The 322-nt window shown below is 64.9% G+C and carries 1 protein-coding gene; it reads left to right on the top strand.

The window, feature by feature from the left end:
• Window positions 1-322 (top strand): aminotransferase class III-fold pyridoxal phosphate-dependent enzyme (locus EN861_RS34730; RefSeq protein WP_135928238.1); only part of this gene is annotated, 322 nt, incomplete at both ends.

A 322-nucleotide genomic window follows, 5' to 3' on the forward strand; every position in this document is an offset into this window, starting at 1 on the left:
TCGTCATTGCCGATGAGGTCCAGTCCGGTTTCGGCCGGCTCGGCCAGGGCATGTGGGGCTTCGCCAATTATGGCCTCGAACCTGACATCGTCACCATGGGCAAGCCGATCGGCGACGGGCACCCAATGGGCGCGGTGATCGTGCGGCCGAAGCTGGTGAGCTCGTTCGGTTCGAACACCGGCTACTTCAACACTTTCGGCGGCAATCCGGTCGCGGCCGCCGTCGGCATCGCGGTGCTCGACGTGATCGAGGGCGAGGGGCTGATCGAGAACGCGCGCACGGTCGGCGCCTATACCGGAGAACTGCTGGACGCCTTGAAAAG

The organism is Mesorhizobium sp. M8A.F.Ca.ET.218.01.1.1 (assembly GCF_004791165.1).
In the GTDB taxonomy this organism is placed as follows: domain Bacteria; phylum Pseudomonadota; class Alphaproteobacteria; order Rhizobiales; family Rhizobiaceae; genus Mesorhizobium.